Source organism: Postechiella marina (assembly GCF_039538365.1).
GTDB lineage: Bacteria > Bacteroidota > Bacteroidia > Flavobacteriales > Flavobacteriaceae > Postechiella > Postechiella marina.
In genome coordinates, this window is record NZ_BAABCA010000001.1 from 385,599 (window position 1) to 406,206 (window position 20,608).

At 32.1% G+C, this 20,608-nt stretch carries 13 protein-coding genes; 5 read left to right on the top strand and 8 right to left on the bottom strand.

Going from position 1 to position 20,608, the window contains the following annotated elements; translation table 11 throughout:
- Nucleotides 1-6 precede the first annotated feature (6 nt).
- The 4 genes from ABD715_RS01605 to uvrA form a co-directional block, all read right to left on the bottom strand.
- Complete coding sequence (locus ABD715_RS01605; protein ID WP_344786273.1) at nt 7-2,418, bottom strand: alpha-ketoacid dehydrogenase subunit alpha/beta; 2,412 nt, start codon at nt 2,416-2,418, stop codon at nt 7-9.
- 175 nt (nt 2,419-2,593) lie between these two features.
- On the bottom strand, nt 2,594-5,425 hold the full coding sequence (locus ABD715_RS01610; RefSeq protein ID WP_344786275.1) for a gluzincin family metallopeptidase: 2,832 nt from the start codon (nt 5,423-5,425) through the stop codon (nt 2,594-2,596).
- Nucleotides 5,426-5,563: 138 nt separating this feature from the next.
- Nucleotides 5,564-6,253, bottom strand: a complete 690-nt coding sequence (locus ABD715_RS01615; RefSeq protein ID WP_344786277.1) for an LOG family protein — start codon at nt 6,251-6,253, stop codon at nt 5,564-5,566.
- An 82-nt stretch (nt 6,254-6,335) separates the two neighbouring features.
- Nucleotides 6,336-9,167 carry an excinuclease ABC subunit UvrA gene (uvrA, locus tag ABD715_RS01620; protein WP_344786279.1) on the bottom strand — a complete coding sequence of 944 codons (2,832 nt, stop codon included), beginning with the start codon at nt 9,165-9,167 and terminating at the stop codon, nt 6,336-6,338.
- A 124-nt stretch (nt 9,168-9,291) separates the two neighbouring features.
- Between uvrA and ABD715_RS01625 the strand changes: the two genes are divergently transcribed.
- Nucleotides 9,292-9,816 (top strand): hypothetical protein, encoded by a 525-nt coding sequence (locus ABD715_RS01625; RefSeq protein ID WP_344786281.1) that lies wholly within the window; start codon nt 9,292-9,294, stop codon nt 9,814-9,816.
- A 57-nt stretch (nt 9,817-9,873) separates the two neighbouring features.
- Here ABD715_RS01625 and ABD715_RS01630 read toward each other — a convergent pair whose 3' ends face one another.
- From ABD715_RS01630 to ABD715_RS01640, 3 genes are all read right to left on the bottom strand, one after another.
- On the bottom strand, nt 9,874-10,590 hold the full coding sequence (locus ABD715_RS01630) for a hypothetical protein (protein ID WP_344786283.1): 717 nt from the start codon (nt 10,588-10,590) through the stop codon (nt 9,874-9,876).
- Between the two features lie 104 nt (nt 10,591-10,694).
- The gene (gene ggt, locus ABD715_RS01635) at nt 10,695-12,398 is read right to left on the bottom strand and encodes a gamma-glutamyltransferase (RefSeq protein WP_344786285.1); all 1,704 of its coding nucleotides are present in this window, start codon (nt 12,396-12,398) and stop codon (nt 10,695-10,697) included.
- Nucleotides 12,395-12,991, bottom strand: a complete 597-nt coding sequence (locus tag ABD715_RS01640; protein ID WP_344786287.1) for an acyl carrier protein phosphodiesterase — start codon at nt 12,989-12,991, stop codon at nt 12,395-12,397. Before ABD715_RS01640 ends, ggt begins: the two co-directional genes overlap by 4 nt.
- Nucleotides 12,992-13,115: 124 nt before the next feature.
- On the opposite strand from ABD715_RS01640, the gene glmM reads away from it, so the two are divergent.
- Nucleotides 13,116-14,507, top strand: a complete 1,392-nt coding sequence (glmM, locus tag ABD715_RS01645) for a phosphoglucosamine mutase (RefSeq protein ID WP_344786289.1) — start codon at nt 13,116-13,118, stop codon at nt 14,505-14,507.
- A gap of 238 nt (nt 14,508-14,745) precedes the next feature.
- Entirely contained in the window at nt 14,746-16,278 is a 1,533-nt protein-coding gene (locus ABD715_RS01650) for a sulfatase family protein (protein WP_344786291.1), read from the top strand.
- 30 nt (nt 16,279-16,308) lie between these two features.
- Here the strand turns inward: ABD715_RS01650 and ABD715_RS01655 are convergent, their stop codons facing one another.
- Nucleotides 16,309-17,187: a lysophospholipid acyltransferase family protein gene (locus ABD715_RS01655; protein WP_344786293.1), complete on the bottom strand. Its 879-nt coding sequence runs from the start codon at nt 17,185-17,187 to the stop codon at nt 16,309-16,311.
- A gap of 62 nt (nt 17,188-17,249) precedes the next feature.
- Here ABD715_RS01655 and ABD715_RS01660 point away from each other — a divergent pair, with 62 nt between their 5' ends.
- Both ABD715_RS01660 and lon read left to right on the top strand, forming a co-directional pair.
- Nucleotides 17,250-17,900, top strand: a complete 651-nt coding sequence (locus ABD715_RS01660) for a rhomboid family intramembrane serine protease (RefSeq protein ID WP_344786295.1) — start codon at nt 17,250-17,252, stop codon at nt 17,898-17,900.
- A 186-nt stretch (nt 17,901-18,086) separates the two neighbouring features.
- Complete coding sequence (gene lon / locus ABD715_RS01665; RefSeq protein ID WP_344786297.1) at nt 18,087-20,537, top strand: endopeptidase La; 2,451 nt, start codon at nt 18,087-18,089, stop codon at nt 20,535-20,537.
- The last annotated feature ends 71 nt before the right edge of the window (nt 20,538-20,608 follow it).

A 20,608-nucleotide genomic window follows, 5' to 3' on the forward strand; every position in this document is an offset into this window, starting at 1 on the left:
TTACTTTTATCTTAATTTAGGATATTCGTTTGCGTTAGATTCGTGCATAACATCGTAAACAGCCTCAAATATATCTTCTGCAGATGGTTTAGAAAAATAATCGCCATCGTTACCATAAGCAGGTCTGTGTGCTTTTGCTGTTAGTGTTTTTGGTTGGCTATCTAAATATTGATATGCATTCTGTGTGTTTAATATTTCGTTTAAAATGTAAGCAGATGCTCCTCCAGGTACATCTTCGTCTATAACCATTAACCTATTAGTCTTGGCTATACTTTTAGCGATATCGTGGTTTATGTCAAACGGAATTAAAGATTGTACATCAATAATTTCTACATCAATACCAACACTAGTTAATTCTTTTGCTGTTTGTTCTACTATGCGTAATGTAGAACCATAAGATACTAAAGTAATGTCGCTACCTGTTTTTATGGTTTCTACAACACCAATGGGCGTTTTAAAGTTACCCATATTTGTTGGTCGGTTTTCTTTTAGTCTATAACCATTTAAACATTCTACAACAAGAGCAGGATCGTCGCTTTGTAAAAGTGTGTTGTAAAAACCTGCAGCTTTTGTCATGTTTCTAGGTACTAATATATATACACCGCGAATTAAATTTAAAATACCACCCATTTGAGAGCCAGAATGCCAGATGCCTTCTAGTCTATGTCCTCTTGTTCGTATAATTAAAGGTGCTTTTTGTCTGCCTTTTGTTCTATAATGTAATGTAGCTAAATCGTCGCTAATAATTTGTAATGCGTACAATATATAGTCTAAATATTGAATTTCGGCAATAGGTTTAAGTCCTCTTAAAGCCATACCTATACCTTGGCCAATAATGGTTGCTTCGCGAATACCAGTATCTGCTATGCGGTTTTGTCCATACTTTTCTTGTAAGCCTTCTAAACCTTGATTAACATCTCCAATATTACCGGTATCTTCTCCAAATATTAAAGCTTCTGGATATTTTTGAAAAATGGCATCAAAATTATCTCTTATAATTATACGGGCATCAACTTGTTGTATATCTTCATCGTAAGTAGGTTTTATTTCACTTACATTAAGAGCAGATTTATCTGTTTCGCAATACAGGTGCGAACTGTATTTTGGTTGTGTTTCTTCAAAATAGGTGTTTAACCAATCTACGAGTAGTTGTTTTTCTTTATTAGTTTCTCCTAAGGTATATCTTAATGCTTTTCTAGCGTGTATTAAAATTTCTTTTCTAGTAGGTTCAGTTATTTTTTCTAAATCGTCTTTAATTTTAGATATAAAAACACTGTTTACACTATTTGAAGCTACCGTATTTAAAATAGATATAATACTTTGTTGTTCTTGCTGAATTGGTTTTAAAAAGGTAGACCAAGCTTTGTTTTTACTTTGTTTAACTTCTTTTTTTATAGTTCTATCTATGGCTGTTAAAGCTTCGTTTGATGCTATACCACTTTCTATAATCCATTGGCGCATTTTAGTATTACAATCGCGTTCTTTTTCCCATAGTAATCTAGCTTTGTCTTTATAACGTTCGTGCGATCCTGAGGTAGAGTGCCCTTGAGGTTGAGTAAGTTCTAGTACATGAATTAAAACCGGTACATGTTCTTCTCTAGCTATTTTTGCAGCTTCTTGATAGGTTTCTACAATATTTGCATAATCCCAACCTTTAACTCTAAGAATCTCGTAACCTTTGTTATTGCTATCTCTTTGAAATCCTTTTAAAATTTCAGATATATTCTCTTTAGTTGTTTGGTGTTTTGCATGTACAGAAATGCCATACTCGTCATCCCAAACACTAATAACCATTGGTACTTGCAACACACCAGCAGCATTAATGGTTTCGAAAAACAAACCTTCGCTTGTACTTGCATTACCAATAGTGCCCCAAGCCACTTCGTTTCCTTTATTAGAGAATCGTGTAGTATTAATACCTTTTTCTGTTCTGTATATTTTAGATGCTTGCGCTAAACCTAAAAGTCTAGGCATTTGTCCTGCTGTAGGCGAGATATCTGCACTAGAGTTATATTGGTTTGTTAAATCGTTCCAATCGCCATTTTCGTTTAAACTATGTGTTACAAAATGACCTCCCATTTGGCGTCCAGCAGACATAGGTTCTAGGTTAAGATCGGTGTTGGCGTATAAGCCAGCAAAAAACTGCTCTACTGTTAATTCGCCAATAGCCATCATAAAAGTTTGATCTCTGTAATAACCAGAGCGCCAATCTCCTTTTTTAAAGGCTTTAGCCATGGCTAGCTGCGGTACTTCTTTACCGTCTCCAAAAATACCAAACTTGGCTTTTCCGGTAAGTACTTCTCTACGTCCTAATAAGCTGCATTCTCTACTTTGTACAGCTATTCTATAATCATTTAATACTTCGGCTTTAAAGTCGTCAAAAGAGATATTATTTTTTAAATCTGGAATGCTTTGCATGTTTTTTTGGCTTGTCTTGCTACAAAGTTAACTAAAGTTTGTGATTTTAGCAATTATTACATCTTTAAAATATTGCGATATATTTAAAAATGGTGTTTGTTTTTCGTTTTTTATTGAAGATAATTTAACGAAGTGTTGTTTTTTTAATGTAAAAAACAATAAAACTGATGTTTTTTTAGTACCACTTTCTTCTAAATAGGCCTAATAAAGATTTTGGATCTAGGGTAAATTTAAAACGTATACTTTGGCTGTAGTTTGGTTGTCCCATTTCCCAACCAAGATTGGAGTATATAGGGAAATAAATTTCGAAATAGTCTGTTACTAAGTTTACTCTAAGTCCCGAATCGTAAACAAACTTAGCTTTGTTGTGTTTGTTTTTTAAAAGTCCTAAATCACTATAAACCAAAATATATTTCCAAAGTGTGGTACTGGTGTTTATGGTAGTCATCCATTGGTTAGCAAAAGGAGTTTCTAGTTTCGATTTAAACCCACCTTCTGCAGTAATATATTGTTGGCTAAATATACCAGAAGCTTCAGATCGACCTAAGTACGAATAATCGAATAAATAATCTGTAGGTCTATCTAATGCAAAACTAAAATAATCAGAGTTTTCGTCGTTGTTATTACTAAGAAAACTACCTGCAAAAAAGCGAAGATTTAATTGTCTGTTACTTTCAAATAAACGACGATACTCATAGTTTAAAGCAACCTTACTAAAGTTTTTTCCTATTTGAAAATCTGTATACCATTTACTAAAATTAATAAGATTGTCGTTAGATTTTATATAACGTGCATTAAAAATAGAATAGTCGGGCTCGCTTGTTGTTGCTATATGTAATGGATCTTCGTCTCGTTGTGTATCAATATATCTAACAAATATAGATTCTTTTTTATTCGACCTAAAATCGTTGTCTTGTCTAAATTTAAAAGTTACAGAAGGTGTAATTTGCCTAACAAATAAATTTTCTGCGTAAGATTTATAGCCTGCTTTTATACCGTAGTTAATAGAATACAGGTTGCTGTTTTCTATATTATGAGTAAAATAAGTAGCTACCGACCAAGTGAATGTTTGAGATTTTAAAGAATAGGTTGGTTCAAATTTATAATAAAGTTTCTTTCTTAAAAGTGTTCTATTATATAGCCTGCTACCTAAGGTTACACCATCGTAAATATTATTAAATTCTACAATTGGCATAAAAAATATTTGGTTGTAATATGGGTCTTCAACATCTTGAAACAGTCTAACTTGTAATGGTTTATTGTTAAAAAAGAAGCCTTTAAGCGATTTCCAGTTATCTCTTAAATTAAATTCTGGAACAGCATTGTTATAGTTTAATGCTAATTTATCGCTATTGTTTTTAGGTATTGTAATGGTTTTTTTGTCTTTTATGTTTTCTATCCATAACTTAGACACAATGCTATCGTTACTTAAAGAAAACAGCGATATAGGCATACTATTATTACGTTTGTTTTTTATGGTAAGCGTAATAGAATCGTCAGTCTTTTTAATATTTTTTATTTTAAAGTCTATTTTCTTTCTTGTATTTAAATAGTCTTTAAAAAACCAATCGATATTTTTATCTGTGTTAGATTTAATATGATTTTCGAAAGCTTTAGTATTTGTTTCTTTAAGTTTATTTTTATCTATAAATGTTTTTATAGAGGTTTCTATAACATCGTTATTTATAAAATCGTCTAAGTATTTTAGACCAATACCTGCTTTATATTTTCCAGAAATGTTTTTATTAAATTTTAAAAGTGAATCTTTTTGCATAGTTAATGGCTGGTCTCGGTTTGTTCTAGCCATTAGCATAAATGCCAAAGTATATTTATCGTTATAATTTAAATCGGCAGCATGAAAAGAGCGAACACCCCAAAAATTGGCTAAAGAGCCTAGAAATTTCATTTTTGGGTAGTTCTCTTCTACGTATTTCATTAAATAGTAAATTTGAATACCATCTGTTAACCACTGGTCTTTTCTAGGGTTTATTAAAAGGGTGTTTTCCAAGTAATTATGAAGACTAAGTTTTAAAATCTTTAGTTCGTATTTAAAAGTATTTGGGTAGGCTTGTACAAATTTTGGTAAAAAATTTAAACCGTAAACAGGATCTTTTTCATTGTCAATTTCTGATAAAAGAAGTTTTTCGTGTGGGTAGTTGCCTAAGTTTTTAAATATATAATTATTTATTTTTTCTGATATTAAAACCTTTTCTATTAATTCTATATTATCATCTTGAATATCTGATACAACTTCAAGATTAGTGCTTTTAATCGATTTGTATTTTGAAGCTTTGCTTAAATATAGTTTATTGTTTATTCTATCTTTTCCGTGTAGCGTTACTATTTTGTTTTTTTTGTTCTCGGTTTCTTTAATAGTGTTAAGCTCTGTTGTAATTTTATAAGCTTTAGGATATTCTATTTTTAAATTTAAATCTGCTTTTGGTATAAATAAATCATCAAGGTTTTTATTACTAAAGTATTGCCATGTACCATTATAAACAGCAGGTGTTATATACCAATATCTTAAATTAAAATCGCCTTCTGGTGTTATACCGTAACTGGTAAATTTATCTTTAGGTATTTTTACAAGATAATTTAAATGAATGGTGTAAGATTCTCTAGGTTTAACAGCTTGTGCAAGCTGTAATTCAATAATGTCTATTTGATTTTTTACATGCTGAAAAGTAATCTCTTTTCCGTTTTGTTTTATAGATGAAATTACAGAATAACCTCGATCTTCGTTTTTAGCGAGATGGAACTCATTATTATATTCGTCTGCTAAACGTTTTGCTAAAGCTGTATTTTTGGTAGAGTAGCTATTGTTCCAATCGTTTAAATAAACGGTACTTAATTCTTTATACGAATCGTTAAAATATTGAATAGTTTGAGAAATTGTTATTTCACGTTTTTCTACATCAAAATAGGCTTCTAAATCAATCTTATTTTGACTAAAAGCAGCTATACTAGTAAAAGTTATTATGGAAAAAACTAGTAAACGTAAATTCAATTATTTATAACATTAAAAGGTTAAAGTTCTTTTATTTAAGGCTGTGGACAATATAATAAAATATACTGATTTATTTGATTGCTAAATAATAAGCTTTTGCTATCAAATAAATCAGCTTATAAATTGGGGTGTATGGTTTTAAAAATTAGGACTTAATTCTGAACCGTTATAAAAACCATCTAAAATTGTAATCACTTCTTCTTGAGTGTCTACTAAATGGATAAGGTCTAAATCTGTAGCACTAATATTTCCAAATTTATCTAATAGTGTCGATTTAATCCAGTCCATAAGTCCTGCCCAAAAATCTGTTCCTACCAGTATAATCGGGAATTTCTCAATTTTATGTGTTTGTATTAGTGTAATAGCTTCAAAAAGTTCGTCTAAAGTTCCAAATCCTCCTGGCATAACAACAAAACCTTGCGAATATTTTACAAACATTACTTTTCTAACAAAAAAGTAATCAAAATCTAAGCTTTTATCATGGTCTATATAAGGGTTGTCGTGTTGTTCAAAAGGTAAATCTATATTAAGGCCAACAGATGTGCCTTCACCTAAATGTGCGCCTTTATTACCAGCTTCCATTATACCTGGTCCGCCACCAGTAATTACACCGTAACCAGCTTTTACAATAGCTTTTGCTACGTTTTCTGCAAGTTTGTAATATTTATGGTCTGGTTTTGTTCTTGCAGATCCAAAAATAGATACACAAGGGCCAATTTTGCTCATTTTCTCGTATCCATTAACAAATTCGCCCATAATTTTAAATATGGCCCAAGAATCGTTAGTTTTTATTTCGTTCCAACCTTTGTGATGTTTTTCGTTTGTCATTTTATTTTGTTTTTCAGTCTAAATATTAATTAGACATTAATGTTTTTAGTTAATACTTGTCATTTTAAAAAAAACAAGCTAGCTAATTTAGTTCTTTTTTTAGAAATTTAGCTGTATGGCTTTTTTTATGTTTAGCAACTGTTTCTGGCGAGCCTTCTACAATAACTTCTCCGCCACCTTTTCCTCCTTCATAACCAATATCTATAATATGGTCTACGGTTTTAATAACATCCAAATTATGTTCTATAATTAAAACGGTATTACCTTTGTCGGCAAGTTTGTTTAAAACAATCATTAAAACACGAATATCTTCAAAATGTAAACCAGTTGTAGGTTCGTCTAGAATATAAAAAGTGTTACCAGTATCTCGTTTACTAAGCTCGGTTGCTAGTTTTATACGTTGTGCTTCGCCACCAGAAAGAGTGGTGCTTTGTTGCCCAAGTGTAATGTAGCCTAAACCAACATCTTGAATGGTTTTTAATTTTCTGTATATTTTAGGAATATGCTCGAAAAAAGAAACTGCTTCATTAATCGTCATGTCTAACACATCGCTAATAGATTTCCCTTTATATCTAATTTCTAATGTTTCTCTATTAAAGCGTTTACCTTGGCAGGTTTCACACTCTACATAAACATCTGGTAAGAAATTCATTTCTATAACACGTAAACCTCCTCCTTTACAAGTTTCGCAGCGTCCACCCTTTACATTAAAACTAAAACGTCCAGCTTTGTAGCCACGTATCATGGCTTCTGGTATTTTAGCAAAAAGTGCTCGTATTTCGCTAAAAGTACCTGTGTAAGTAACTGGGTTGCTTCTTGGTGTTCTACCAATAGGAGATTGATTAATGTCTATTACTTTATCTATATGTTCTAAACCTTTTATGCTTTTGTAAGGCATTGGCTTTTTTACACCATTAAAATAGTGAGCATTTAAAATAGGGTAGAGGGTTTCGTTAATTAAAGTCGATTTTCCACTACCAGAAACACCAGTAATCCCAATCATTTTACCTAACGGAAACTTAACCGATATGTTTTTTAAATTATTACCCGTACAGCCTTTAAGCTCTAAAAACTTACCGTTTCCTTTTCTTCGTTTTTTAGGAATTTCAATTTCTTTATTTCCATTTATATAATCGGCAGTTAAAGTGTTGTGTGTAACTAACTCTTTAGGCGTACCAATACTAATAATTTCGCCTCCATGTTTCCCTGCTTTTGGGCCAATATCTATAACATAATCGGCACGTTCTATCATGTCTTTATCGTGCTCTACAACAATAACCGAATTACCTATATCGCGAAGCGACTCTAAAGAGTTAATTAATTTTTCGTTATCACGTTGATGTAAACCAATACTTGGTTCGTCAAGTATATAAAGCACGCCAACCAATTGCGATCCTATTTGTGTTGCTAAGCGAATACGTTGTGCTTCGCCACCAGATAAAGATTTCGAGCTTCGGTTAAGCGATAAATAATCTAAACCAACATCAAGTAAAAACTGTAAACGCGATTTAATTTCTTTAACAACCTCTTCACCAATTTTTAATTGTTTATTCGATAAGTGACTATTTAAGTCTTTAAACCAAGCTGCTAATTCTACAATATCTGTATTAGCAAGTTCTGCTATGTTTTTATTGTTTATTTTAAAGTAAAGCGACTCTTTTTTTAAACGCGAACCTTCGCAAACAGGGCATTTAACTTTATCCATATAATCTTTTGCCCAACGTTTTAGCGAGGTAGATTCGGCTGTCTTGTATTGGTTTTCTATAAAATTAGCGACACCTTCAAAATCTATTTTATAATTTCTAGTAACGCCTAGTGTTTTACTTTCTACCGAGAATTTTTCGTTGCCACCATACAAAATCATTTGTTTTGCTTGGTCTGGAATATCTTTATAAGCATCGGTTAATTTAAAATCAAAACGTTGTGCAATGGTTTCAAATTGTTTAAAAATCCAACTTTTTTTAGCTGGTCCGTGTGGCGCAAGCGCACCTGTGTTTATAGATAAACTATCGTCTGGAACAATTTTTTGTTCGTTAATTTGATACAATTCACCAATACCATTACAATTAGAGCACGCTCCTTTTGGCGAGTTAAAAGAAAAGTTATTGGGTTCTGGGTTTGGATATGAAATACCAGAAGACGGGCACATTAAGTTTCTACTAAAATAGCGCGCCTCGTTAGTATCTTGGTCTATAACAAGTAACACATCTTCTCCATGATACATGGCTGTATTAATAGTTTCGCTAAGGCGTTTATCGTTATCTACAGAGTTGTCAATTTTTAAGCGATCTATAACAATTTCTATATCGTGAGTTTTGTAGCGGTCTAGCTTCATACCTTTCACAATATCTTTAATTTCGCCATCTGTTCTCACTTTTACAAAACCTTGTTTTGCAATTTGTTCAAACAATTCGCGGTAATGCCCTTTTCTAGAACGTATAACAGGTGCAAGTATGTTTATGCGCTTACCATTAAAATTCTTGAAAATAAGTTCTTTAATTTGCTCGTCGCTATAGCTAATCATTTTATCACCAGTATTATAACTATAAGCATCACTTGCTCTGGCAAATAATAATCGCAAAAAGTCATAAATTTCGGTAATGGTACCAACTGTAGATCGAGGCGATTTACTAGTGGTTTTTTGTTCTATGGCAATTACAGGCGATAAACCGTCAATTTTATCGACATCTGGGCGCTCTAAACCGCCTAAAAACTGTCGTGCATAGGCACTAAAGGTTTCAATATATCGTCGTTGTCCTTCAGCATAAATAGTATCGAAAGCTAAAGACGATTTCCCGCTGCCAGATAATCCAGTAATAACTACTAGTTTTTCTCTAGGAATGGTAACATCAATATTCTTTAAATTATGTACTCTAGCTCCTTTAACTTCAATATTTTCTTCAAATGTACTCATAGAAATGCAAAGTTGCGAAGATACAATTTTAGATGTTAAAATCTTGTGAAGTTTTACTACGGATTTACTATAATTGTAGTGTAAATTAATTATTTCGCTTTCGCGGATATTAAAAATATATGAAATGAAATTATTAGGAATAAGCTCTAGAATTAATCATCCTGAATACGGAAAAGGGGTAGTAACCAATGTAACAACGCAGCATTATTGGGTTACTTTTATTGATGGCGGATTGGAAACCATAGATATAGATTCTGATTTTGAAGTTATTGAAGCTGCCGATGGTGATGTAGATACAATAAGCTTTTTGGATGTTGAAAGTAGTTTGGTTAATATTTTAAAAAAGTGGAGCGATACTAGCGAAATTGTACCTATTGCAGATAAGTACAAAGGCGGAAAATTAATTTTAGAACCTGCTGACACTTCTATGAAATCTTATGAGTTACCAATAGATAAATTTTTTCATAAAATTATTATGGTTAGAGATCGTTTACGAGTTATGGAGCAGCGTATTAATGCTAGCAATTTAGACGAGCAAGGTAAAATAGATTTACAACAATATATTACTAGAATTTATGGTAGTTTAACAAGTTTTAATGTGTTATTTAAATCTAAATCTCACAATTTTGTTGGGCAAAGAAGTAAATAGTATTAAAAGTCGCAGTGTATTAATTTTTATTAAAAATAAAATGCTGCGACAAATATTTTAATTTGTTACTTTAATATCATCCAATTCCAACCCTAAAAACAAAAGTTTATGGAATGTAGGTAATTGCGCTCCTGTTTTGGTAGTTTTCCAATCGCTCCAAGATGCTTCTAAGCCATCTATGGGTAATATGGAGGTCCACATTTTAAAAGCCTTAGGTTTTCCGGTTTTGTTTAATAACCATAAGTAAGAATCGCCAGGAGTAGAGCCACCAGAAGTATAAGTAATTAACAAAGCTTTCTCGTTGTTGTTTAAAGACACCAATCTGCGCTCTGTGCCTTCGTCAAATACTTTATATGGGGCAACAAGCCAAAAAGAATCGTTATTAAAATATTGGAGTGCCTTTTCTAAAAGTTCGTTAGCAGCTTCTCCTTTCATTTTAAATCCATGCACATAAACGATACTATTGGAATGGTTTTTTAAATCTAAACGTACTTTGTAATCTTTCCAGAAAACATCGCAAATATTTTCGTTTTTTTTCCATTCAAAATGGTGTCTTTTTTTAAAAGTCCATTCTATATAGTTGGTGTTTTTGTATGCGTTATAATCAAGTGCATCTAGCATTTTATTTGCTAAAGCATCTGCCTGTTCTCCTTTAATGCCTACTGGCAAATCTTCGTTATATTTAAAATAGGCATAGCCAAAAAGAAGTAGGCTAGGAAGCGTAAAGAAAATAACAACTCCAAAAAATATTTTAAGTATCTTATTGATTTTCAAAATGAGGCTTAAATTAATTTATCAATAAATAGATATCAATATATTTTATCGATATCAGTTTTGCTAAATTATCAATAATAAATAAGTTGTAAAAGTAAAAACAGTTAAAACCCAACAGCTGTATCATCGCCTCTATAATCGGCTCCACCTTCTAGTGTTTTGTCGTCTAACACAAGTATACCGTCTACTTTACCAATTACCGGACTATTTTCTTCGTTAACCATATAACCTAATTGTTTAAGTTGCTTTATTATAGAAGCATCAAAAGCATGAGGTTCCATTTTAATATCGTCTGGTAGCCATTGGTGATGAAACCTTGGTGCATTAACAGCTTCTTGCATGCTCATTCCAAACTCGTGTACATTAAGTATGGTTTGTAAAACAGATGTAATTATCGTAGAGCCTCCAGGAGTACCTACAGACATGTATAAGGTTCCATTTTTTTCTATTATTGTTGGTGTCATCGAGCTAAGCATTCTTTTTTTAGGTGCAATACTGTTGGCTTCTGCTCCTACAAGGCCAAACATGTTTGGTTCGCCTGGTTTGCTGCTAAAATCGTCCATTTCGTTATTAAGAAAAAAGCCAAGTTCTGCACAATATAGTTTAGAACCATAAGCTCCGTTTAGTGTGGTTGTAGCAGATATGGCGTTTCCAAATTGATCTATTATAGAATAATGCGTGGTTTCGTTACTTTCTATTATTTGAATATTACCATGCGAAACATCTTTGGAGTTAGTAGCTTTATCAAAAGAGAAGTTATTCATTCTTCCGCTTAAATAAGCATTTTTGGTTAGTGTTTCTACAGGGATATTTACAAAATCTGGGTCGCCTAAATAAAAACTTCTATCGGCATAGGCGCGTCGTTCTGCTTCTGTAATAACTTGAATAGATTTTACAGAGTTATGTCCAAAGGCTTTTAAATTAAAAGGTTCTATCATTTTCATTATTTGCGCTAAACAAATACCACCACTAGAAGGTGGAGACATTGAAATTATTTTTAAATCGTCGTAATTAAAAACAATAGGTTTACGCCATTTTACTTCGTATTCTGCTAAATCTTGCTCGGTAATTATACCTCCGTTATCTTGAATAAAACGTGCTAGTTTTTTTGCTGTTTGTCCTTTATAAAACTCATCGCGACCATGTTTTAAAAGGGCTTCTAGTGTTTTTGCTAGGGCGTTATATTTAATGGTATCGTTAGTTTTCCAGTGTTTTTCTAAAAAAATAGAGTCTTTATTTACTTTCCGGAATGCTGGTTGGTAGTTTTTAATGCGTTTTTCTTGTTTATTAGTAACAATAACGCCTTTTTTAGCAAGGTTTATAACAGGTGTTAAAATATCTTGTATAGGTAAGCTTCCTAGTTTTTTATGCACCGCAAAAACGCCTGCTACTGTTCCGGGAACGCCAACAGCCATAGCGCCAAGTGTGCTTTTTCCAGGAATAACGTTTCCGTTTTCATCTAAGTACATGTCTTTTGTGGCAGCTATAGGCGCTTTTTCTCTATAATCTATAGCGCCAATGTTTCCGTTGTTTTGTCTGTAAACCATAAAACCGCCACCGCCAATATTACCAGCAAACGGATAACAAACAGCAAGAGCCAACTCTGTTGCTGCCATAGCATCAAAGGCATTACCGCCTTTCTTAAGAATATCGCTTCCTATTTTAGAGGCTTCTTCTCTAGCCGATACAACCATGGCTTGTTTTGTGGTTAAACCTCTAGTTGTTTTGTTTACAATTAACGGTTTTTCACTTTTTTTGCAAGAAAAAAAAGCGAGTAGTAATATAAATATTATGTATGTTTTCTTCATATTTGTTTAAATAGTTCTTTTAATTTTAGATTAGAAAAAGTAATAAGCTCGTCAAAGAATAGGGTAAACTCATTTTCAAAATCCAAATAAAACGCTTCAAGTTCGTAAACCGCTTTGTCCATGCCCGATCTGTTTTTTGTTCTTCTATTCATACCTTCTAAAACTCTTGATATACCTTCAATAGAGGCATAGCTTAATAGCCAATTATCGGTAATCATATAAGGCAGCATTTTTTGAATTCTTAGTGGTAAAATACTGTAATTGTTTTCTAGGGTATCGTAAAAATTATTAATGTATTCTTTTAAGGGTACATCAGAGTATTTATTCCAGTTTTTAGCTAAAAAATGATCGTATAAAATATCTACAATAACTCCAGAGTAATGTCCGTATTTTTCATGCAAACGCTTTGTACTTTTTCTAACGGTTTTATGCGCATCTGTGTAGGTATCAATGTGTCTGTGCAGTAAAATACCTATTTGAATATCGTTTTCATATTTTTTATAATCTTTTCCTTTTATGCCATCGGCAATAAAATTGCCTATAGTTATTAGGTTATTATTGCCAGAAAGGTAAACGTGTGCTAAGTAATTCATGTTGGTAATTTACAAATTCAAAATAAGTAAAAAGTAGTTTATTAAAATTATGTGATTAATTTATTGAATGTTAATTGAAAGACAAGTGAAAAAATATGTACGTTTGTAAAAAAAACACAAATTAATGACACTTATTAAATCAATTTCTGGAATTAGAGGTACTATTGGCGGACAAGTAGGCGATAATTTAACACCTATTGATGCTGTAAAGTTTGCAGCAGCATATGGAGTTTGGTTAAAAAAACAACGTGATAAGGATAACCATAAAGTTGTGGTTGGTAGAGATGCTAGAATTTCTGGAAAAATGATTCAAAATCTAGTTATGAATACTTTAGTAGGATTAGGTATAGATGTTATCGATTTAGGTTTGTCTACAACACCAACGGTAGAGATTGCTGTGCCAATGGAACAGGCAGATGGAGGTATTATTTTAACAGCAAGCCATAACCCTAAACAATGGAATGCTTTAAAATTATTGAATGCTAAAGGTGAATTTTTAGATGCTGTTGAAGGTGCTAAAATTTTAGATATTGCAGAAAGTGATAATATGAGTTTTGCTGATGTTGATAGTTTAGGAAAAATTAAAAAGAATAAAGCTTATTTTGATTTACATATTATAGAGGTTTTAGATTTGCCATTAGTAAGCGTTAAAGCTATAGAATCTTGTGGTTTTAAAGTGGTTGTAGATGGTGTTAACTCTACAGGAGGTATTGCAATTCCTTTACTTTTAGAACGATTAGGTGTAGATGTTGTTAAGTTATATTGCGAGCCTAATGGCGAGTTTCCACATAACCCAGAGCCTTTAAAAGAGCATTTAACAGATTTATCTGATGCAGTAAAGAAACATAACGCAGATTTTGGTATTGTTGTAGATCCAGATGTAGACCGTTTAGCATTTATGGACGAAAACGGAGACATGTTTGGAGAAGAGTACACTTTGGTGGCTTGTGCAGATTATGTTTTAAGTAAAAACCCAGGCAGAAATACGGTGAGTAATATGAGTTCTACAAGAGCTTTAAGAGATGTTACAGAAAAGCATGGAGGTACTTACGAAGCTAGTGCGGTGGGAGAGGTTAACGTTGTTAATTTAATGAAAAAGAATAATGTTGCTATTGGAGGCGAAGGTAATGGAGGTATTATTTATCCAGATTCTCACTACGGTAGAGACGCCTTAGTTGGTGTTGCCTTATTTTTAAGCTTATTGGCAGACAAAAAAATGAGCGTTAGTGCTTTGCGTAAAACATATCCTAATTACTTTATGAGTAAAAAGAAAATTCAATTAACACCAGAATTGGATGTAGATGGAATTTTAAAGACCATGGAAACGCGTTACCAAAACGAGCAATTAACAACTATTGATGGTGTTAAAATAGATTTTTCTGAAAGTTGGGTGCACTTACGTAAAAGTAACACAGAGCCAATTATTAGAATTTATACAGAAGCTAAATCGCAAGAAGAAGCAGATAGTTTAGCAGATAAATTTATTGAAGAAATAGATGCTATTGCTAAAGCATAAAAGCAATTTATTAATTTATAAACAGTATTAAAAGCGCAATATATTTGCGCTTTTTTTTGTTTTAATATTAAATGGAATCTTGAATATGTTAGATTATTTAATAATAAAAAGAAGTTTTAATACCTGTTAAAATTAACAATGTAATTAAAGGTCAAATATGTGTAACTAATGGTCATTTAAATGGGTAAATACTTTAAAATCATTAGTTTTATTGAAACTAAATATTTTTATATAGATTATGAATTTTAAAACTAACTCACCAATTACCTTATTACTATTGCTAATTTTTGTGGTGTCTTGTCAGTCGAAAAAAGAGACTAAAAAAGATATGGCAGTTTTAGAAGAGCAAAAACCAAACATTGTTTTAATTATAGCAGACGATGTAAGTTGGAATGATATTGGAGCTTATGGACACCCAAATATAAAAACACCAAATCTAGATAAATTGGCTAAAGACGGTATGCGTTTTAATGAAGCTTTTTTAACAACAAGCTCTTGTAGCCCAAGTAGAACAAGTATTATTTCTGGATTGTACCCGCACAATACAGATGCCGAGCAATTATCTTGGCCTTTACCAGAAGGTAAAAATACCTTTGTACAACAATTAAAAGATGCTGGTTATTGGACAGGTTTAGCAGGTAAATATCATATGGGAGACCCTGTAAGAGATGATTTTGATGCCTTATTAGAAATGCAATGGAAAGATGCGCCAATTGGTTTAGATAGACGTTTGGTAGGTGATGGTAGTGGTTGCGACGAGTGGTTGTCTTTATTGCAAAACAGACCAAAAGGAAAACCTTTTTTTACATGGTTAGCTTCGTTTGATGCGCATAGACCTTTTTACGAAGGAATATCAGACGATCCTTATGGACCAGAAGACGTTGTTATTCCGCCATATATGCCACAAACTGATGCTACTAAAAAAGATTTTGCATTGTATTACGACGAAATATCTAGAATGGATAATTATATTGGTAAAGTTATAGCAGAGCTAGATGCACAAGGTGTAACAGATAATACCTTAATTTTATTTATTTCTGATAACGGGAGAGCTTTTCCAAGAGATAAAACAACACTTTACGACGGAGGAATTAAAACACCTTGGATTGTTAAATGGCCAGCTAGAATTAAAGCAGGAAGTATAAATAACAACTTAGTAAGTTCTGCAGATATAGCATCAACATTTATGAGCGTTGCTGGGTTAAAACCATTGCCAGAGTTTGATGGAAAAGACATATCTCCTTTATTATTTGGTGGTAATACAGAGGTGCACAACGAGATTTATGCCGAAGATCATTTTCACGATTTCGAAGATTATACTAGAGCGGTGAGAACTCAAAAATATAAGTACATAAAAAATTATTATTCTGATTTGCCAAATACACCTTCTGCAGATGTTTTAAGAGATAGAACATGGAAAAGTATGGTTGAAGAGCATAAAAAAGGAACGCTTAATGAGGCGCAGTCACGTTGTTTTGAAATACCTAGATCTGAAGATGAACTTTACGATATTATTGCAGATCCTAATGAGTTAAATAATTTGGCTCAAAACAGCGATTATGCCAATGTTTTAAAAGATATGAAGTCTAGATTAGAAAGTATAAGAACAAAAACTAAAGATTATTTGCCAACAGAGCGTACACCAGACGATTTCTTTAGAGAAACAGGTTTGCCAACAAAATACCGTATTCGTCCTAGACCTTCAAAAGAAGTTTATATGAAGGCAAGAAAAGAAGGAAGAGTATTAATGAATCCAGATTTTAAAGAATAGTATAAAATTACAAAAAGCATTAATCTTAGATTAATGCTTTTTGTCTTTATGTTTCCAACGTTTATGGGTCCAAAAGTAATATTCGGGAGCTTCATAAATTTGTTTTTCAACTTCACGCAAAAACATGTCTGTTAATTTATAATCTTTATGTTCTTGAGGTGTTTCGCTTAACATCATTATTTCAGCTTCATAATATCCTCTTTTAACTTTTGTTATTTTTAAATAAGCTATAACTAAATCTAGTTTTTTAGCCAAACGTTCTGCACCTGTAAAGCAAGGCACTTCAATACCCATAAACTCTCCCCAATATACATCTTTAGATATTTTAGGAGATTGGTCGCTTAAAAAAGCTGTAATGCTCTTTTTTCCAGAAGCTTCGCTCTTTTTTATAGTTAAAATGGTTTGTTTCGTGCTAATTAGTCTAGTGTTAAATTTAGAGCGTATATCTCTTACTAATTTGTCGAAATATTTATTAGCTAGACGTTTATAAACCGCAAAACCAGCTAAATTAGTGTGGTTTTGTAACTCCAAAGACCATTCCCAACTAGCATAATGCCCATACATTAAAAGTACGCTTTTGTTTAAACCTTCTAGGCGTTTAGCTTCTTCAGGGTTTTTTAATTTAAACCTTTTAGAAAGCGATTTTCTAGAAATAGTTAAGGTTTTTGCCATTTCTAAAAACATATCGCAAAGGTGGTGATAAAACTTTTTTCTTATAATATAAATTTCTTTATCAGTTTTATCAGGAAAAGCTAGCTTTAAATTATTAGTAACCACTTTTTTTCTGTACCCAATTATTTTATAAAGTAATATGTATAAACCATCAGATACTAAATAAAGTAATCTAAAAGGAAGAATAGATATAAGCCATAAAAACGGATAAACTAAAATATAAACTAGAAATTGCATTAATTAATTTTAGATTTGTAAACGCAAAGATATATTAATTTCATTTTAAACGTTTATACTAAATGGGCAAATTAGATTTAATCACAATTGTAATAATAGCTGCCAATGTTATTATTTCTTATAAAGGCTTTGGCGATTTTAATTTTTTCGAAAAATATAAATTTCAAGTTGGAGCTATACAGCGAGGTGAAAAAATGAGGCTATTTAGTGCTGGCTTTTTGCATGCCGATAACCAGCATTTGTTTTTTAACATGGTATCGCTATACTTTTTTGCAGATGTTGTAATTAGACTTTTAAACCCGCTTCAATTTATAATTATTTATATTGGTAGTTTATTGCTGGGTAACTTGTTATCGTTTTATTTTCATAAAAACGAATATCATTACAGTGCTGTAGGAGCAAGTGGAGCGGTAAGTGGTATTATTTATTCTGCTATTTTGCTACAACCAGGCATGAATTTGTATATGTTTTTTATTCCAATTCCAATTCCTGCATATCTTTTTGGAATTGGCTATTTACTATATTCTATTTATGGTATGAAAAATAGAGTAGGTAATATAGGGCACGATGCTCATTTTGGTGGAGCTATTGGCGGTTATTTAATAACGTTGCTTTTAGCACCTTATTTGTTTCAAACAAATATGTTAATGATTGGTTTACTAGCTTTACCAATTGTTTTGTTGTTTGGTATGAAAAAGGCAGGGAAAATTTAGGCACCATTTCGGTTTTAATATATTTTCTGTAAAATTTTAATGTGGCATAACTATTGAAATTATAGTTATATGCTAGACCTTGGTTTACATGTTTTATGATGTTTATCAGTGGTTTAGTAAATATTTTAATTTATTATAAATAATGGATTGTTCTGTTTTTAATGACAGAATGACTTAAAGAGATATATGAAAAAATCTAAATTTACTACCCTTGACAGTTTGTCATTACAGGAATTTGATGAAAACTCAGAATTAATTCCTTTAATGACGCCAGAGGATGAAGAAGAAATAAATAATGAAGCATTGCCAGAAACCTTGCCAATACTTTCGTTGAGGAATACGGTATTATTTCCTGGTGTTGTAATTCCTATTACAGCAGGGCGAGATAAATCTATAAAATTAATTAACGATGCTAATAAAGGGAGCAAAGTAATTGGTGTTGTTGCGCAAAAAGACGAATCTGTAGAAGACCCAACAGCAAAAGATATTCACGAAACAGGAACTGTAGCAAGAATATTACGTGTTTTAAAAATGCCAGATGGTAATGTAACCGTAATAATTCAAGGAAAAAAACGCTTTAAAGTAGCCGAGGTTATTACCGAAGAGCCATACATGAATGCTACGGTAAGAGATATGCCAGAGGCAAAGCCAGCGATAAAAAATAAAGAGTTTGGTGCTATAATAGAATCTATAAAAGATTTAGCTTTAGAGATTATTAAGGAAAGTCCAAACATTCCTAGCGAGGCTTCATTTGCTATTAAAAATATAGAAAGCAATTCATTTTTAATCAATTTTGTGTCATCTAACATGAACCTTTCTGTTGGAGAAAAACAAAAACTTTTAGAAAATAACGATTTAAAAAGTCGAGCTTTAGCTACGCTAAAGTATATGAATGTTGAGTTTCAGAAATTAGAACTTAAAAACGACATACAGTCGAGAGTTCAAATGGATATGAGCCAACAACAACGTGAGTATTTCTTGCATCAACAAATGAAAACCATCCAAGAAGAATTGGGAGGTGTAAGTCATGATCAAGAAATAGAAGAAATGAAGGCTCGTGCGCTAGAAAAAAAGTGGGACGAAAAAGTTGCTAAGCATTTTGATAAAGAGATAGCTAAAATGCAACGAATGAATCCGCAAGTTGCAGAGTATTCTATACAACGTAATTACTTAGATTTATTTTTAGATTTACCATGGAATGAGTTTAGCAAAGATAAATTCGATTTAAAACGTGCTATGAAAATTCTAGATCGAGATCATTTTGGTTTAGAAGATGTTAAAAAACGTATTATAGAGTATTTAGCAGTTTTAAAATTGCGTAACGATATGAAATCGCCAATTCTTTGTCTTTATGGTCCTCCTGGTGTTGGTAAAACATCTTTAGGTAGGTCTATTGCAGAGGCATTAGGTAGAGAGTATGTGCGTGTATCTTTAGGAGGTTTAAGAGACGAAGCCGAAATTAGAGGGCATAGAAAAACTTACATTGGCGCTATGCCAGGGCGTATTATTCAAAGTCTTAAAAAAGCGGGTACATCTAATCCTGTTTTTGTTTTAGATGAGATTGATAAACTTTCTAATTCGCATCAAGGCGACCCGTCTTCTGCTTTGTTAGAAGTTTTAGACCCTGAGCAAAATAGTGAGTTTCACGATAACTTTTTAGAAATGGGTTACGATCTATCTAAAGTTATGTTTATAGCAACATCTAATAGTTTAAATACCATTCAGCCAGCATTGTTAGATAGAATGGAAATTATAAACGTTACGGGGTATACTATTGAAGAAAAAGTAGAAATAGGAAAGCGTCACTTATTGCCTAAGCAAGTAAAAGAGCATGGTTTAACAGACGAGCATATAAAAATAGCAAAACCACAGCTAGAAAAAATTGTTGAAGGTTATACTAGAGAGTCTGGAGTACGTGGTTTAGAAAAACAAATAGCTAAAATGGTGCGTTATGCAGCTAAAAATATAGCTATGGAAGAAGATTATAACGTTAAAATATCTAACGACGATGTTATAGAAGTTTTAGGCGGACCAAAATTAGAACGCGATAAATACGAAAATAATAATGTTGCAGGTGTTGTAACTGGTTTAGCTTGGACGCGCGTTGGTGGCGATATTCTTTTTATAGAATCTATTTTATCTAAGGGTAAAGGAGCTTTAACCATAACAGGCAACCTTGGTAAGGTTATGAAAGAGTCGTCTACAATTGCTATGGAGTATATTAAAGCAAATGCAGATGCTTTTGGTATAGATGCTTCGGTTTTCGATAAATATAATGTGCATATTCACGTGCCAGAAGGTGCTACACCAAAAGACGGACCTAGTGCAGGTGTAACAATGTTAACATCTTTAGTATCGTTATTTACACAGCGTAAAGTTAAAAAGAGTTTGGCTATGACAGGCGAAATTACTTTGCGAGGAAAAGTATTGCCTGTTGGCGGAATTAAAGAAAAAATTCTTGCTGCTAAACGTGCAAGAATAAAAGAAATTTTATTGTGTGAAGATAACAGACGCGATATAGAAGAAATTAAACCAGAATACTTAAAAGGTTTAACGTTTCATTATGTATCAGATATGAGTGATATTGTAGATATTGCTATTACCAACCAAAAGGTAAAAAATGCTAAAAAATTATAGTTCAAAATTATAAATATTTAAAGCCTCAGCATCTAGTTGGGGCTTTTTTTATGCGGTTAAGTGGCTTTATT

Coding starts and splice junctions, on each gene's coding strand:
- ABD715_RS01605 (WP_344786273.1), bottom strand. CDS start 2,418: ATGCAAAGCATTCCAGATTTAAAAAATAATATCTCTTTTGACGACTTT.
- ggt (WP_344786285.1), bottom strand. CDS start 12,398: ATGAAGAAAACATACATAATATTTATATTACTACTCGCTTTTTTTTCT.
- ABD715_RS01640 (WP_344786287.1), bottom strand. CDS start 12,991: ATGAATTACTTAGCACACGTTTACCTTTCTGGCAATAATAACCTAATA.
- ABD715_RS01655 (WP_344786293.1), bottom strand. CDS start 17,187: ATGCAATTTCTAGTTTATATTTTAGTTTATCCGTTTTTATGGCTTATA.
- lon (WP_344786297.1), top strand. CDS start 18,087: ATGAAAAAATCTAAATTTACTACCCTTGACAGTTTGTCATTACAGGAA.
- ABD715_RS01660 (WP_344786295.1), top strand. CDS start 17,250: ATGGGCAAATTAGATTTAATCACAATTGTAATAATAGCTGCCAATGTT.
- ABD715_RS01650 (WP_344786291.1), top strand. CDS start 14,746: ATGAATTTTAAAACTAACTCACCAATTACCTTATTACTATTGCTAATT.
- ABD715_RS01615 (WP_344786277.1), bottom strand. CDS start 6,253: ATGACAAACGAAAAACATCACAAAGGTTGGAACGAAATAAAAACTAAC.
- uvrA (WP_344786279.1), bottom strand. CDS start 9,167: ATGAGTACATTTGAAGAAAATATTGAAGTTAAAGGAGCTAGAGTACAT.
- ABD715_RS01625 (WP_344786281.1), top strand. CDS start 9,292: ATGAAATTATTAGGAATAAGCTCTAGAATTAATCATCCTGAATACGGA.
- glmM (WP_344786289.1), top strand. CDS start 13,116: ATGACACTTATTAAATCAATTTCTGGAATTAGAGGTACTATTGGCGGA.